The organism is Pseudoalteromonas sp. R3 (assembly GCF_004014715.1).
Classification (GTDB): Bacteria; Pseudomonadota; Gammaproteobacteria; order Enterobacterales; family Alteromonadaceae; genus Pseudoalteromonas.
Genome location: NZ_CP034835.1, coordinates 2562836 through 2577664 on the forward strand (window position 1 = coordinate 2562836; position 14829 = coordinate 2577664).

Below are 14829 nucleotides of genomic sequence, written 5' to 3' on the forward strand. Positions count from 1 at the left end.
GCGCAACGAACAGCGTAAAACTAAGGCGAAAACAGATTTACCTCGCAATTGTGTAAACCTGGGCATAAAACAGCCAAATCAAAGGCAATAAGACGCGTCATTTTTATGACAAATTTTGTTCTAGCGCAATATATTCGTCACACGCTCGCTCTATCATAGGCGTCAACAACAGAGGTATCGCAAGGAAAAACCTATGGCATCAATGAATCTTCACCGCGTTTATATTCCAACGAACGCACGTAACAACCATTACATTCTGGCTGAGTTCAAACCCAGTGACGCATTCTTCGATTGCTTTGATGATGTGGAAAGCTGCTACCAACGCCTGGCCCGAAAGTTGTTTGCCATCTGCGACGAGCACGAATTATTTAACGTTCACGTCATTGCTAACGACAAGCTGCCCATCGTGCGCTATCACGACGAAGCACACAGCCTGCAAACGGATAAGCAGATCCTGTTTTTTTACAATCCAAAGTATCACGAAGGTCACAAGATACATTATGAGGCGAGCCATAAAGCCCGTAAAATTCGCTTATTGTTCCTGGCCACCGGCGATGAGCTGCGTGCCAATGCCGCCAGTTTCCACAGCAAAGTGAAAAAAGCACTGGACGACCTTAAAGAACAATATGAACAGCAAGGCTTGTCTTATAAAGTGCGTGACCATCAGCATCTGACCTATGACATTTTCGCTAAGGTAAAAGGTCACAGAGAAAGTTACGGCTATAAACTGCGTAGCTTATATCCACGCTACCAGGCGCGTAACTGCACATTGCCAGAGCAGCACTCAGAGATGAGCTATGTGTCTTTCTCTATCCCTATTACCCGCGCTATCAAAACCGAGTATCAAAGTCAGATGCGCCCGGGGGATTACACTCAGTTTTATCGTAGCATTGAGGACAGCTTTTTAACTTTGTGTGATCAGCTGCAACTGACCCATGTTGGCTTTGTGGCCGATGGCCGTCAGCCGTTGGTCAGAAGCAGTCAGATTGATAAGTCAGACGCCAATCGCGAGTTGCAAAAGCTGAGCTTTGATACATCTGCGCCGGATGGTCAGGTACGCTCTATCTGGGAAGGCGAACATCTGTGCGATACCATGCACTTTGTGGTGGTTGCCAGCGACAAAGATAAAAAAGACGTGGGCTACGGCAAGTTTATGAACAACGCCGAAACCATGATCCGCCGTTTAACCGGCAAGCTGCCTATTAACCCTGAGAAGCAAGACGTTATTGTGCGTTTCTTCCAGCACATTAGCTATCAAGACTAATCTTATCACGCGGGGGAGTTTCCCCCGCTTCACTCACATTCAACACATTCCCATAAACCACACGTGTTTATCTCTTGATGAATGCAACCTCTCCGCTAACGACCTACACACTTGCCAAAATAGCTGCTGGCTAACCCGAAAATACCACCAAAATTTGGCAAGATTCTCATGTATTCATCATCAAGGTCAACGGCTTAGAGGATATGATGGCAGGATCAAAAAAGGCGCCCTGAGGCGCCTTTTTTACAGTACAGGTAACGTGATTACCAGCCTGCTTTTTCTTTTAGTGCAGAACCGATCTCAGCCAGTGAGCGAACGGTTTTAACGCCAGCAGCTTCAAGTGCAGCAAACTTCTCGTCAGCTGTACCTTTACCACCTGCGATGATTGCACCAGCGTGACCCATACGCTTACCTGGAGGCGCTGTAACACCTGCAATGTAAGAAACAACTGGTTTAGTCACGTTATGCTTGATGTACTCAGCCGCTTCTTCTTCAGCTGTACCACCGATCTCACCAATCATTACGATTGCTTCAGTCTTAGGATCGTTCTGGAACATTTCCAGTACGTCGATGAAGTTAGTGCCTGGGATTGGGTCACCACCGATACCTACACAAGTAGACTGACCGAAGCCAGCGTCAGTAGTTTGCTTAACCGCTTCGTAAGTCAAAGTACCTGAACGAGATACAATGCCTACTTTACCAGGAAGGTGGATGTGACCAGGCATGATACCGATCTTACACTCGCCCGGAGTGATAACACCAGGACAGTTAGGACCAATCATGCGAACGCCAGTTTCTTCCAGCTTCACTTTAACATCAACCATATCAAGTGTAGGGATGCCTTCAGTGATACATACGATAAGCTCGATACCTGCGTCGATCGCTTCAAGGATAGCGTCTTTACAAAATGCTGCTGGTACGTAGATTACAGATGCAGTTGCACCAGTAGACTCTACCGCTTCACGTACAGTGTTGAATACTGGCAGACCCAGGTGAGTTGTGCCGCCTTTACCAGGAGAAACACCACCAACCATTTGCGTACCGTACTGGATAGCTTGCTCAGAGTGGAAAGTACCCTGACCACCAGTGAAACCCTGACAGATTACTTTAGTATCTTTGTTAATTAGTACAGACATTATTTGCCCTCCGCAGCAGCAACTACTTTCTCAGCAGCGTCAGTTAGAGACTCAGCTGCAATGATGTCAAGGCCAGAGTTAGCTAGTACTTCACGACCCGCTTCAGCATTAGTACCTTCAAGACGTACAACTACTGGTACGTTCACGCCAACTTCTTTAACCGCACCGATGATACCTTCTGCGATCATGTCACAACGAACGATACCGCCGAAGATGTTAACAAGTACAGCTTTAACGTTGTCATCAGACAGGATGATCTTGAACGCTTCAGATACACGCTCTTTAGTCGCGCCGCCACCTACGTCAAGGAAGTTAGCAGGCTTACCGCCGTGCAGGTTTACGATGTCCATAGTACCCATTGCTAGGCCAGCACCGTTAACCATACAACCTACGTTACCGTCTAGCGCAACATAGTTCAGCTCGAAGCTTGCTGCGTGAGCTTCACGCGCGTCTTCTTGTGAAGGATCGTGGAATTCACGGATCTTAGGCTGACGGAACAATGCATTGCCGTCTACACCGATCTTGCCGTCAAGACAGTGCAGGTTGCCTTCATCAGTGATTACCAGAGGGTTGATCTCTAGTAGTGCAAAGTCGTGGTTGATGAACATGTCAGCAAGACCCATGAAGATCTTAGTGAACTGTTTAACTTGAGTTGGGTTCAGATTTAGTTTGAACGCAAGCTCACGACCTTGGTAAGCCTGAGGACCGACTAGTGGATCGATCTCAGCTTTGTGAATTAGTTCTGGTGTGTTGTGAGCAACTTCTTCGATCTCAACACCACCTTCAGTTGATGCCATGAACACGATTTTACGTGAAGCACGGTCAACAACAGCACCCAGGTATAGCTCATTTGCAATATCAGTGCAGCTTTCTACTAAGATTTTAGCAACTGGCTGACCTTTCTCGTCAGTTTGGTAGGTTACCAGGTTTTTGCCTAACCAGTTTTCAGCAAATGCGCGGATCTCGTCTTTGCTGTCTGCCAGTTTTACACCGCCCGCTTTACCACGGCCGCCAGCGTGTACTTGACATTTTACAACCCACTTGTCACCACCGATTTTACCAGCAGCTTCAACTGCCTCTTGAGGCGTGTCACAAGCGTAACCATCTGATACAGGTAAACCATATTCGGCAAAAAGTTGTTTTGCCTGATACTCATGCAAATTCATGATGCTTTATCCAATTTTTTATACTAAAAAAGCTGAATATTTATGCAAATAATCAGCTATCCCAAATTGCGCCCATAGTATAGATCTCAAGGCCTTGTATGAAAACCCCAGTAAGACTAATGGCGCAAAAAAAAAGCTGTATGCGGACATTATGCTCACATACAGCTTAATCTTTAATCTAGATGATTAAACGTCCAGAAGCAGACGCGTTGGATCTTCCAGAAGTTCCTTAATTGTAACCAGGAAGCCAACCGATTCTTTACCATCGATTTGACGGTGATCGTAAGACAGCGCCAGGTACATCATAGGCAGGATCTCAACCTTGCCATTGACTGCCATTGGACGGTCCTGGATTTTGTGCATGCCCAGGATTGAAGACTGTGGCAAGTTGATGATAGGCGTAGACAGTAGTGAACCAAATACACCACCGTTAGTGATGGTGAAGTTACCACCAGTCATGTCGTCAACAGTCAGCTTACCGTCGCGACCTTTAAGTGCCAGCTCACGGATACCTTTTTCGATTTCAGCAACAGACAGCTTGTCACAGTCACGTAGTACAGGTGTTACCAGACCACGTGGTGTAGATACAGCAATGCTGATGTCGAAGTAGTTGTGGTAAACGATGTCATCACCGTCGATAGACGCATTTACTTCAGGGAAACGCTTCAGGGCTTCTGTAACCGCTTTCACGTAGAAAGACATGAAACCAAGACGGATGCCGTGACGCTCTTCGAATACGTCTTTGTACTGCTTACGAAGGTCCATGATAGGTTTCATGTTTACTTCGTTGAACGTCGTCAACATTGCTGTTGAGTTCTTTGCTTCAAGCAGACGATTTGCGATTGTCTTACGCAGACGAGTCATAGGAACGCGCTTCTGAGTACGGTCGCCCATTGGTGCTGCAGGTGCTGCTGCCGCTGGCGCTGCTGCTGGTTTTGCCGCTGGCGCTTTCAGGAATGCATCAACATCTTCTTTAGTGATGCGACCGCCTTTACCTGTGCCTTTGATTTGTGATGCATCAAGACCTTTCTCTGCAATCAGACGACGTACAGACGGTGTTAGTACGTCTGCATTATCATCGCTTGCAGGAGCGGCTTCTGCCTGTGCAGCTGGCGCTGCTGCTGGTGCGCCACCGGCAACCAGTTTACCAATCACTTGCTCACCCAGAACAGTTTCACCTTCTGCGTGCAGTTGCTCGCCCATCACACCGTCTTCAGGTGCAACAACTTCAAGAACAACTTTGTCTGTTTCGATGTCTACCAGGTTTTGGTCACGGCTTACCGCTTCGCCTGGTTGTACATGCCAAGTTGCAACTGTAGCGTCTGCTACTGATTCAGGAAGTACAGGTACTTTAATGTCCACTTCTTTACCTTCTGCTGCTGGCGCCGCTGCTGGCGCTGCTGTTTGTTCATTTGATTGCGCTGGAGCGGCATCTGACGCGCCCAGCTGTGCGATAACTTGCTCACCAAGAACCGTTGCGCCCTCTTCTTCAGAGATAGCGACAATAACACCGTCTTCAGGTGCAACGACTTCTAAAACTACTTTGTCAGTTTCAATATCTACCAGATTTTGGTCACGGCTTACTTTGTCACCAACGCTTACATGCCATGTGGCCACTGTTGCATCGGCAACAGATTCAGGAAGAACAGGAACCTTAATTTCGGTCGTCATCTCTAATTCCTTATTTCTTAATAGTTAAAGCGTCAGCAATCAACGCATTTTGTTCTTTTGTATGGGTCGACATATAGCCACATGCAGGCGCTGCTGCAGCTTTACGACCGGCGTAAGTCAACTTCGCACCACTTGGGATAGCTTCCCAGAAATGGTGTTGTGAACAGTACCAGGCACCTTGGTTCTGAGGCTCTTCCTGACACCATACGAAGTCTTTAACGTGCTGGTAGCGAGCCATGATCTCGTCCATCTCTTTGTGCGGGAACGGATATAGCTGCTCCACACGAACGATAGCGACATTATTCAGCTCTTGCTTGCGACGCTCCTGTAGCAATTCGTAGTAAACTTTACCGCTACAGAACACAACGCGCTCGACGTTTTCAGGATTGATATCATCAATCTCGTCGATCATGTTGTGGAAAACACCTTCAGACAACTCTTCCAGGCTAGAGACAGCCAGAGGATGACGAAGTAAAGATTTAGGTGTCATTACAATCAGTGGACGACGCAGAGGGCGTACTGACTGACGACGTAACATGGCATAAACCTGTGCTGGCGTACTTGGTACACACACTTGCATGTTGTGGTCAGCACACAGTTGCAGGTAACGTTCAAGACGCGCCGAGCTGTGCTCAGGACCCTGACCTTCGTAGCCGTGTGGCAGTAATAAAGTCAGACCACACAGACGGCCCCACTTTTGCTCACCTGAGCTCAGGAATTGGTCGAATACCACCTGAGCACCGTTCGCGAAGTCACCGAATTGGGCTTCCCACAGTACCAGTGAGGTTGGCTCTGCCGTTGCGTAACCATATTCAAACGCCAATACGGCTTCTTCTGACAATACTGAGTCATACACTTCAAACAGACCCTGACCGTCACGCACGTTTTGCAGCGGCAGGTAAGTTGATGCATCGACTTGGTTGTGAACAACCGCATGGCGGTGGAAGAAAGTACCACGGCCTGAATCCTGACCGGTCAGACGAATGTCTGTGCCCTGATCAACCAAGGTTGCGTAGGCAAGCGTTTCTGCCATACCCCAGTCAAGTAGCTTCTCGCCACTGGCCATGGTCTTACGATCGTCGTAAATTTTCTTAACGCGCGACTGTGCTTTGTGATCAGCCGGGTAAGTCGAGATTTTTTCGCTTAACTCTTTAAGCTTCTCAACCGGAACACTTGCCTCGTAAGCCGTATCCCAGTCATGACCAACGTATTTAGACCAGTCTGATGAGTGCTTGGTCTCAGGCTGAATTTCTTCAACCACGATCTGACCTTTGTCCAGGCCGTTGCGGTAGTCATCAGCCAGCGTCTTCGCTTCATCAGCGCTCAGGACACCTTCAGATACCAGTCTGTCAGCATAAATCTGACGTGGTACTGGGTGCTTTTTGATCTTCTGATACATCAGAGGCTGAGTTGCATTCGGCTCATCGGCTTCGTTGTGGCCATGACGACGGTAACAAACCAGGTCGATCACTACATCACGTTTGAACTTGTTACGGAAATCAAGGGCAACTTGCGTCACAAACGCAACCGCTTCCGGGTCATCCGCGTTAACGTGGAAAATGGGCGCCTGAACCATCTTAGCGATGTCAGTACAGTACTCAGTTGAACGCGTATCTTCCTGGTTTGACGTAGTGAAACCAACCTGGTTGTTCACCACGATGCGGATTGAACCACCCACACCATAAGCACGAGTCTGAGACATGTTGAATGTCTCTTGTACTACGCCCTGGCCGGCGATGGCTGAGTCACCGTGAATAGTGATAGGAAGTGCTTTAGAACCGCTCTTACAGTTAAGACGGTCAAGACGTGCACGTACCGAGCCCATAACCACCGGGTTAACGATCTCAAGGTGTGACGGGTTAAACGCCAGTGCCATGTGCACATTGCCGCCTTGAGTTGCGAAGTCAGACGAGTAGCCCATGTGATATTTCACATCACCAGAGCCCGCTGATTCGCCGTACTTGCCCGCGAACTCGTCAAACAATACTTGTGGGTTTTTACCCAGTACGTTGACCAATACGTTCAGACGACCACGGTGTGCCATACCAATGACCACTTCTTCCTGGCCACTTTCACCAGCACGATGTACCAGCTCTTTCAGCATAGGAACCAGTGCATCACCGCCTTCCAGTGAGAAACGTTTTGCGCCTGGGAATTTAGCACCTAAGTATTTTTCCAGACCATCAGCAGCGGTCAGGCCTTTTAGGATGCGAAGCTTAGTCTCTTTGTTGAATTTAGGCTGTGCGAAGGTAGATTCGATGCGTTGCTGTAACCAACGTTTTTCTTCTGTTGAAGTAATGTGCATATACTCAGCACCAACAGAACCACAATAGGTGGTTTTCAGTGCGTTGTATAAGTCTTTTAACTTCATTGTCTCTTGGCCTGAAGCAAAAGAGCCAACGTTATATTCTTTTTCCAGGTCGGCATTGTCTAAATCATGATAGGCCAGGTCGAGTTCGCGAACTCGATCACGCTGCCACAGACCCAACGGGTCCAGGTTTGCGTTTTGGTGACCTCTGAATCTGAATGCATTGATAAGCTGCAAAACACGAACCTGTTTTGCATCTGCCGCACCTTCTGCAGAAACGATTACTTCTCTGTGTTTGTTTTTAGCAAGGTCAGCAAACTGAGATTTGATCTCTGAATGCTTAACATCAACGTCAACGCCTTCTACCTTTGGCAGTTGATCAAACACTTCTCGCCATTCTTCTGGCACTGAAGCCGCATCATCAAGATACGCCTCATATAAATCTTCAACATATGCAACGTTGCCGCCGTATAAGTGCGAAGATTCCAGCCATGCCTTCATCACACCTTCGTGCATTTATTAGCCCTTTTTCTAGCGCAGAAACTTAAACGAAAACAAGATGGCATGCTGAGCATGCCATCTGTAGATTTAAATATGTATTAAACCGAACGATTTAACAACATAGATTTAATGTGTCCGATCGCCTTAGTAGGATTCAAGCCTTTCGGACAAACGCTTACACAGTTCATGATACTGTGACAGCGGAAGACGCTGAACGCGTCATCAAGGTCAGCCAGACGCTCTTCTGTCGCTGTATCACGGCTGTCAGCCAGGAAACGATACGCGTGAAGAAGGCCCGCAGGACCGATAAATTTATCTGGGTTCCACCAGAACGACGGACATGACGTTGAACAACATGCACACAGAATACACTCGTACAGGCCATCCAGCTTGTCACGCTCTTCGATGCTTTGAAGACGCTCTTCACCGCCGGTTGGCTTGTCGTTGATCAGGTAAGGTTTTACCTTCTCGTATTGTGTGTAGAACTGGCTCATGTCGATAACCAGGTCACGGATAACTGGCAGACCCGGTAATGGACGAACGATGATCTTGCCTTTACCACCTTTTTGCAATGCAGATAAAGGTGTAATACAAGCCAGACCGTTCTTACCATTCATGTTTACACCGTCTGAACCACACACACCTTCACGGCATGAACGACGGAAAGACAGTGTTGGATCTTGTTCTTTCAACATTAACAGTGCATCTAGCACCATCATGTCACGACCTTCTTCAACCTCCAGCTTGTAATCTTGCATACGAGGTGCTGAATCTACGTCAGGGTTGTAACGATAAACAGATAATTCTAAAGTTGCCATCGCTTAGCTCCTAGTATGTACGTGCTTTCGGTGGGAATGCTTCACGAGTCTTAGGCGCAAAGTTTACTTCACGCTTAGTCATCGTGTCTGACTCTGGGTGATGCAGAGAGTGGCACAGCCAGTTCTCATCGTCACGCTCAGGGAAGTCAAAGCGCGAGTGCGCACCACGGCTTTCTGTACGGAAGTTAGCTGCAACGGCTGTTGAATAAGCTGTTTCCATCAGGTTATCAAGCTCTAAACACTCGATACGCTGGGTGTTGAACTCAGTAGACTTGTCGTCAAGACGTGCAAACTTAAGACGCTCACGGATCTCTTTAAGTTCTTTAAGGCCGTCTGCCATCGCATCACCTTCACGGAATACCGAGAAGTTAAGCTGCATACATTCTTGTAGATCTTTCTTGATCTGAACTGGATCTTCGCCTTTGCCTTTCTCAGAAGACTCCCAACGGTTGAAGCGTGCAAATGCCTGCTCAACGTCGTCAGAAGATGCATCACCTGTAGACTCGAAGCCTTGCAGGTAAGTACCAAGGAAGTTACCTGCTGCACGACCGAATACCACCAGGTCAAGCAGTGAGTTACCACCCAGACGGTTTGCACCGTGTACAGATACACACGCAATTTCACCTACCGCGAACAGGCCTTCAATGATGCGCTCTTCACCGTTTTCATTCACGTTCAGTACCTGACCATTTACGTTGGTCGGTACACCACCCATCATGTAGTGACAGGTTGGGATAACCGGAATAGGCTCTTTAGCTGGATCAACGTGTGCAAATGTCTTAGACAGGTCACAGACGCCTGGTAGGCGCAGATTAAGCATTTCTTCACCAAGGTGGTCAAGCTTAAGCTTAATGTGAGTACCCCAAGGGCCTTCACAACCACGGCCTTCACGGATCTCGGTCATCATTGCACGCGCAACAACGTCACGACCGGCAAGGTCTTTTGCGTTAGGCGCATAACGTTCCATGAAACGCTCGCCGTCTTTATTTAGAAGGTAACCACCTTCACCACGACAACCTTCCGTTACCAGCGTACCCGCACCCGCGATACCGGTTGGGTGGAACTGCCACATTTCCATGTCCTGCATAGAGATGCCAGCACGAACCGCCATACCAACACCGTCACCAGTGTTAATGTGCGCGTTAGTAGTAGATGCGTAGATACGACCTGCACCACCGGTTGCCAATACAACCGCTTTAGACTTGAAGTAAACAACTTCGCCGCTTTCGATGTCGATTGCTGTAACACCGACTACGTCGCCTTTGTCGTTTTTAACCAGATCAAGTGCGTACCACTCAGAGAAAACGTTAGTTTTGTTCTTAACGTTTTGTTGGTACAAGCAGTGTAGCAATGCGTGACCTGTACGGTCTGCCGCAGCTGCCGTACGTGCAGCCTGCTCACCACCAAAATTCTTAGACTGACCACCGAAAGGGCGCTGATAAACACGGCCGTTCTCGAAACGAGAGAAAGGCAGACCCATGTTTTCAAGTTCAGTGATTGCCTCAGGACCGGTTTTGGTCATGTACTCAATGGCATCCTGATCACCAATGTAATCAGAACCCTTTACCGTGTCGTACATGTGCCATTCCCAGTTGTCTTCGTGGGAGTTACCCAGCGCAACTGTGATACCACCCTGTGCAGATACCGTATGAGAACGTGTCGGGAATACTTTAGAGATCAATGCACAAGTTTTGCCTGACTCAGAAATCGCAAGCGCTGCACGCATGCCAGCACCACCGGCGCCAACTACAACAGCGTCAAATTCACGAACATTATATTTCACTTAAACACCCCACAATACAAACAGGCCAACAGCAACATACGCCAGTGCCATCAGATTAAGTACAAAGCCCAGCACAGAACGCATCGTTGAACACTTAACGTAGTCCGTCAGAACCTGCCACAAACCAATGCGAGTGTGGACCATGATGCATACCAGTGTGATGAAAGTTGCCGCTTTAACGGCCAGATTTGAGAACAAACCTGTCCAGGCTTCATAGCTGATTTCGGGCGTTAGCAGAAAGTAGCCAACGATAAATACCGAATAAGCCAGGATGATTAGTGCAGTCGCGCGCAATGACACATAGTCTTGCACACCGTCGCGCTTCAGAGTTGCTTGATTTAAGACCATATCCACACTCCTGCCAGGATGGCTACGATTACCCACAGCGCCAATGCGATTTTTGCACTGGTGTTGCCCGATTCTAATTCTTCCCAGTGACCCATGTCTTGGATCATGTGACGTACGCCACCAACGATGTGGTAAGACAATACAGTCAGGGTGCCCCACGCAATGAATTTTGCAATAAAGCCAGTCATTAGCTCTTTAACAAATTCAAACCCTTCAGGAGAAGAAAGAGACTCAGACCACGCCCAAATGACAAAGGTCAATGCGAAGAATAACGCAACACCGGTGATACGGTGCAAAATCGACGCTTTTGCCGTAGGTGGCATAGATATAGTCGTAAGATCTAGATTTACAGGTCTTTGCTTTTTCACAGTTACTTGCCCATCTTGCTCACAAAGGAGCTCATCTACTTGTTTTTATAAAACCACTTGCGCTGGTCGCACAAATGGCACACTCTAGATATACCTGTTTAAACACTGAGCGGTTCACTTTGTGAAAATGCCAATGTAAAAATAGGTTTACCCACAGACGACACGGTATAAAACCGTAGATAGTATATAAGGCCGAGCGGCCTTTTACAATTCTTGTTTAGATTGAGACGCTTGCGAATTAGCCGATGGTATAATATTTAAACGGCGTAGAATATTTATCATACATTTGTGCATAATTCTCAGAAAAATTGACTTTCCACCCCTATTTTAAGTTAGAATGATCTGAATTTGCTTAACATTAGTATCACAACATAACAATCAGAATATTGTTATTTCATAGGAGATAAATAGATGGCAGATAAGAAAGCCACAGTCCATATCGATGGTCATGATCCGATCGAACTCCCGATCTACTCTGGCACTGCTGGCCAGGACGTAGTCGACGTCCGCACACTTGGCGCTCACGGCTTCTTCACATACGACCCTGGTTTTATGTCGACTGGCTCTTGCGAATCATCTATTACTTATATCGATGGTGCAAAGGGTGTACTACTACACCGTGGTTACCCAATCGAGCAATTAGCAGAGCAATCTAACTACATTGAGCTGTGCTACCTGCTTCTGAACGGTGAATTACCAGACAATGCGCAACTTGAAGAATTTGCAAAGAACATCACGCACAACACTATGCTGCATGAGAAAATTGCGTCTTTCTTCCAGGGTTTCCGCGTTGATTCTCACCCAATGGCGATGCTGTGTGGTGTGGTTGGTGCATTGTCTTCGTTCTATCACGACGACCTGGACATCTCAGACGCAGATCAGCGTATGCGTTGTGCAATCAAACTGGTTGCTAAACTGCCTACTATTGCTGCGATGGCGTACAAGTACAACACAGGCCAGCCGTTCGTTTACCCACGTAACGACCTGAGCTACGCAGAAAACTTCCTGCACATGATGTTCTCAGTCCCTGCTGAAGAGTACAAGGTTAACCCTGTACTGGCTAAAGCAATGGACCGTATCTTCATGCTACACGCAGACCACGAGCAAAACGCGTCTACTTCAACGGTACGTCTTGCTGGTTCTTCAGGCGCTAACCCTTATGCATGTATCGCAGCGGGTATCGCGTCACTGTGGGGCCCTGCGCACGGTGGTGCAAACGAAGCGTGTCTGAACATGCTGGAAGAAATTGGTACTGTTGACCGTATCGACGAATACGTTGCAAAAGCAAAAGACAAGAACGACCCGTTCCGTCTGATGGGCTTTGGTCACCGCGTATACAAAAACTTCGACCCGCGTGCGACCGTAATGCGTCAAACTTGTCACGAAGTTCTGAAAGAGCTGAACATTCAGGATCCATTGCTTGACGTTGCAATGAAACTTGAGCAAATTGCACTGGAAGACCCGTACTTCGTTGAGAAGAAGCTTTACCCGAATGTTGATTTCTACTCAGGTATCATCCTGAAGGCTATCGGTATTCCGACCAGCATGTTCACTGTAATTTTCGCTATGTCTCGTACTGTTGGCTGGATCTCACACTGGAACGAAATGCTGTCTCAGCCTGGTCACAAGATTGGTCGTCCACGTCAGTTGTACACTGGCTACACGGCACGTGACTACAAAAAAGAAGGTGACAGATAAGCATCGCTTAACTGACACTTTGAAAAGGGTTGCCATTGGCAGCCCTTTTTTGTGCCAGGTCTTCAGGCAGACTTGCAAGCCCATATAAATCCGGTAAAATCCGCCTGCTCAGGCGCAGTAGGAGACCCTTTTGAACGATAACCCTTGCATACAACTTCGGCGTGATTTCCCCATCTTTGAGGTCTCGGTTGACGACCAGCCTTTGTGTTATCTGGACTCGGCTGCCACCACCCAGAAACCCAATCAGGTGATCCAGGCTGTAAAGGATTTTTACCAGTCTCAGAACGCCAACGTACACCGAGGTTTACACACATTGAGTGAGCAGGCAACTACGGCCTATGAGGCTGTACGGGGCAAATTAGCGCAATTTCTTAATGTGCAAAGCCGGGAAATTGTCTGGACCAGTGGCGCTACCGCCTCTTTGAATTTAATTGCTCATGGCCTGAGCGACAGCTTAAAAAAAGACGATGTCATTTTGTTGTCTCCTTTGGAGCATCACGCCAATATTGTGCCCTGGCAACTTGCCGTGCAGCGCACAGGTGCACGCATTGAATTGCTGCCCGTCGATGCACAAGGCATTCTCCAGCTTGAACAGGCTAAAGCGCTGATAGAGAACTTAAAACCCAAAGTACTGAGTATTTGTCATGCCTCTAATGCGCTGGGCAATATCAATGATGTAGCTGCATTGATAGCAAGCAGTAAAAGCTCAGGCACGGTTACAGTGGTAGATGGTGCTCAATCTTTTTTGCATTTGCGCCCTGATTTACAGCAGCTGGATTGCGATTTTTATGTGTTTTCTGCACACAAAGCACTGGGGCCAACCGGGCTTGGTGGCCTCTACGGTCGCTATGAGTTGCTCAATGCCCTGCCCGTTTATCAAAGCGGCGGCGAAATGATAGACACAGTCAGTTTTAGTGGCACCACCTTTCGTCCAGCACCTGAAAAATTTGAGCCAGGCACACCTAATATTGCCGGTGTGATTGGCTTTGGCGCAGCGCTTGATTACATCACAGCACAAGATCATGAAACCCTGTTCCAGTATGAGCAATCACTGTATCAGAGCCTGCTTCAGCAACTGGGCGAAATTGACGGGATCCGGATTTGGGGCGATACGGCTAATAATGTCGGTACGGTCAGTTTTAGCTACAAAAGCGAGCACCATTACGATCTGGCAACCTTACTCAATACCCATGGTATTGCTGTCAGAAGCGGCCACCACTGCACACAACCGCTAATGGCGCATCTTGGCATCGAAGGCACCATTCGTGCCAGCCTGGCGTTTTACAACAACCAGCAAGACATCAGTCGGTTTATCGCAGCACTGAAAGACACCATCAGTTTATTAGAAGAGTAATTATGGACTTATCACACATAGAGCACACCCTGGCTCAGCACGGCACCTGGCAGGGCAAGTATCGCGAAATCATGCTACTGGGCAAGGCACTACCGGCCATGCCGGATGCACTAAAAACGGATGACGCGCTGGTGAAAGGGTGTGAGAGTAAAGTCTGGTTACACCTTGACCTGGATGAGCAACAGCAACGCCTGGTACTGATAGCAGACTCAGACACCCGCATAGTCAAAGGTTTACTGGTAATTATACTTGCATGCTATAACAACCAGTTACCGGAAGAAGCAGGTAAACTTGATGGCTATGAACTGTTTGACAAGCTGGGACTGATCAAGCACCTGAGCCCGTCTCGCGGCAATGGAGTACGTGCAATCGTAGAACGAATCCATCAACAACTTCAGGTGCTGCAATAGCACC

Annotated in this window: 12 protein-coding genes; 4 read left to right on the top strand and 8 right to left on the bottom strand. The window is 47.9% G+C overall.

The window, feature by feature from the left end:
• Positions 1 to 193: 193 nt before the first annotated feature.
• Positions 194 to 1264: a DUF3083 family protein gene (locus tag ELR70_RS16165; protein ID WP_054016892.1), complete on the top strand. Its 1071-nt coding sequence runs from the start codon at positions 194 to 196 to the stop codon at positions 1262 to 1264.
• A 263-nt stretch (positions 1265 to 1527) separates the two neighbouring features.
• Here ELR70_RS16165 and sucD read toward each other — a convergent pair whose 3' ends face one another.
• The 8 genes from sucD to sdhC all read right to left on the bottom strand — a co-directional run bounded on the left by sucD (position 1528) and on the right by sdhC (position 11363).
• Positions 1528 to 2400, bottom strand: a complete 873-nt coding sequence (gene sucD, locus ELR70_RS16170) for a succinate--CoA ligase subunit alpha (RefSeq protein ID WP_010381473.1) — start codon at positions 2398 to 2400, stop codon at positions 1528 to 1530.
• A complete protein-coding gene (sucC, locus tag ELR70_RS16175) occupies positions 2400 to 3566 on the bottom strand; it encodes an ADP-forming succinate--CoA ligase subunit beta (RefSeq protein ID WP_046003816.1) in 1167 nt (388 codons plus the stop codon). The genes sucD and sucC overlap by 1 nt, the downstream gene beginning before the upstream one ends.
• Before the next feature lie 186 nt (positions 3567 to 3752).
• Complete coding sequence (gene odhB, locus ELR70_RS16180) at positions 3753 to 5237, bottom strand: 2-oxoglutarate dehydrogenase complex dihydrolipoyllysine-residue succinyltransferase (protein ID WP_054016891.1); 1485 nt, start codon at positions 5235 to 5237, stop codon at positions 3753 to 3755.
• A gap of 10 nt (positions 5238 to 5247) precedes the next feature.
• Entirely contained in the window at positions 5248 to 8061 is a 2814-nt protein-coding gene (gene sucA / locus ELR70_RS16185; protein WP_054016890.1) for a 2-oxoglutarate dehydrogenase E1 component, read from the bottom strand.
• A gap of 83 nt (positions 8062 to 8144) precedes the next feature.
• Positions 8145 to 8864, bottom strand: a complete 720-nt coding sequence (locus ELR70_RS16190) for a succinate dehydrogenase iron-sulfur subunit (RefSeq protein ID WP_046003813.1) — start codon at positions 8862 to 8864, stop codon at positions 8145 to 8147.
• Between the two features lie 10 nt (positions 8865 to 8874).
• Entirely contained in the window at positions 8875 to 10647 is a 1773-nt protein-coding gene (gene sdhA / locus ELR70_RS16195) for a succinate dehydrogenase flavoprotein subunit (protein WP_010381483.1), read from the bottom strand.
• Positions 10648 to 10995, bottom strand: a complete 348-nt coding sequence (gene sdhD / locus ELR70_RS16200) for a succinate dehydrogenase, hydrophobic membrane anchor protein (RefSeq protein ID WP_046003812.1) — start codon at positions 10993 to 10995, stop codon at positions 10648 to 10650.
• Complete coding sequence (gene sdhC / locus ELR70_RS16205; protein WP_082353304.1) at positions 10986 to 11363, bottom strand: succinate dehydrogenase, cytochrome b556 subunit; 378 nt, start codon at positions 11361 to 11363, stop codon at positions 10986 to 10988. Before sdhC ends, sdhD begins: the two co-directional genes overlap by 10 nt.
• Positions 11364 to 11774: 411 nt before the next feature.
• On the opposite strand from sdhC, the gene ELR70_RS16210 reads away from it, so the two are divergent.
• From ELR70_RS16210 to ELR70_RS16220, 3 genes are all read left to right on the top strand, one after another.
• Complete coding sequence (locus ELR70_RS16210; protein WP_054016888.1) at positions 11775 to 13061, top strand: citrate synthase; 1287 nt, start codon at positions 11775 to 11777, stop codon at positions 13059 to 13061.
• Positions 13062 to 13191: 130 nt separating this feature from the next.
• Entirely contained in the window at positions 13192 to 14415 is a 1224-nt protein-coding gene (locus ELR70_RS16215) for a cysteine desulfurase (protein WP_054016887.1), read from the top strand.
• A gap of 2 nt (positions 14416 to 14417) precedes the next feature.
• Positions 14418 to 14825 (top strand): SufE family protein, encoded by a 408-nt coding sequence (locus ELR70_RS16220; RefSeq protein ID WP_054016886.1) that lies wholly within the window; start codon positions 14418 to 14420, stop codon positions 14823 to 14825.
• Positions 14826 to 14829: the final 4 nt, after the last annotated feature.

Coding starts and splice junctions, on each gene's coding strand:
- sdhD (WP_046003812.1), bottom strand. CDS start 10,995: ATGGTCTTAAATCAAGCAACTCTGAAGCGCGACGGTGTGCAAGACTAT.
- ELR70_RS16165 (WP_054016892.1), top strand. CDS start 194: ATGGCATCAATGAATCTTCACCGCGTTTATATTCCAACGAACGCACGT.
- sucC (WP_046003816.1), bottom strand. CDS start 3,566: ATGAATTTGCATGAGTATCAGGCAAAACAACTTTTTGCCGAATATGGT.
- ELR70_RS16220 (WP_054016886.1), top strand. CDS start 14,418: ATGGACTTATCACACATAGAGCACACCCTGGCTCAGCACGGCACCTGG.
- ELR70_RS16190 (WP_046003813.1), bottom strand. CDS start 8,864: ATGGCAACTTTAGAATTATCTGTTTATCGTTACAACCCTGACGTAGAT.
- ELR70_RS16210 (WP_054016888.1), top strand. CDS start 11,775: ATGGCAGATAAGAAAGCCACAGTCCATATCGATGGTCATGATCCGATC.
- sucD (WP_010381473.1), bottom strand. CDS start 2,400: ATGTCTGTACTAATTAACAAAGATACTAAAGTAATCTGTCAGGGTTTC.
- odhB (WP_054016891.1), bottom strand. CDS start 5,237: ATGACGACCGAAATTAAGGTTCCTGTTCTTCCTGAATCTGTTGCCGAT.
- sucA (WP_054016890.1), bottom strand. CDS start 8,061: ATGCACGAAGGTGTGATGAAGGCATGGCTGGAATCTTCGCACTTATAC.